The following is a 942-nucleotide window of genomic DNA, read 5'->3' as shown; positions in this document are numbered from 1 at the left end:
CATCACCGCAGCTTCGTCATCGGCGGCGTGCTCGCCGCCTTGCTGCTGCTCGCGGCCCTGGTCTCCTACCTCTGGACGCCCTACTCGCCCTACGCCATGGACATGGCCAACAAGATGCAGGCGCCCTCGGCCAGCCACTGGCTGGGCACCGACGCCTTCGGGCGCGACGTGGCCTCGCTGCTGCTGGTGGGCGCCCGTGCCTCCATCCTGGTGGGCGTCATCGCCGTGGGCATCGGCCTGGTGGTCGGCACCGCCCTGGGCCTGCTGGCCGCGGCCAGGCGGGGCTGGGTGGAAGAAGCCATCATGCGTTTCTCCGACTTCTCGCTGGCCTTCCCCGCCATCCTCTCGGCCATCATGATGACGGCCGTCTTCGGCGCGGGCATCGTCAACGCCATCATCGCCATCGGCATCTACAACATCCCCACCTTCGCGCGCATCACGCGCGCCTCGGCCAACGCCATCTGGTCGCGCGAGTACGTGGCCGCCGCGCGTGCCTGCGGCAAGGGAAGCTTCGCCATCACCATGCAGCACGTGCTGCCCAACATCTCGGCGGTGCTGATCGTGCAGATCACCATCCGCTTCGCCATCGCGATCCTGGCCGAGGCCGCCCTCTCCTACCTCGGCCTGGGCACCCAGCCGCCGCAACCGTCCTGGGGCCGCATGCTCAGCGAGGCGCAGACCCTGATGTTCCAGCAGCCCCTCTTGGCCGTCTTCCCGGGCATGGCCATCGCGCTGGCGGTGCTGGGCCTGAACCTCTTGGGCGACGGCCTGCGCGACCTGCTCGATCCGCGCCTGGCGCGGGCTCGGTGAAGGGGGTGGGTGATGACTGAATTCGGACAGCCGGACGCAGAGGACGCGAAGGTTACGCGAAGGACGCGAAAGGAATCCCAAATGAAGTGGGCTGTTGCCGGGCGAACGCCGCGCCACCTTCGCTCACGCCTT

1 protein-coding gene is annotated in these 942 nt (G+C 68.7%); it reads left to right on the top strand.

Going from position 1 to position 942, the window contains the following annotated elements; all coding sequences use genetic code 11:
• Window positions 1-810 (top strand): ABC transporter permease (locus ACODT0_RS42335; protein ID WP_489044043.1); only part of this gene is annotated, 810 nt, incomplete at its 5' end.
• Window positions 811-942 lie beyond the last annotated feature (132 nt).

The sequence above is a fragment of the Variovorax sp. FG153 genome, from assembly GCF_057809595.1.
Note: the sequence above shows the minus strand (reverse complement) of the source record. Positions and strands in the feature narration are given on the sequence as shown.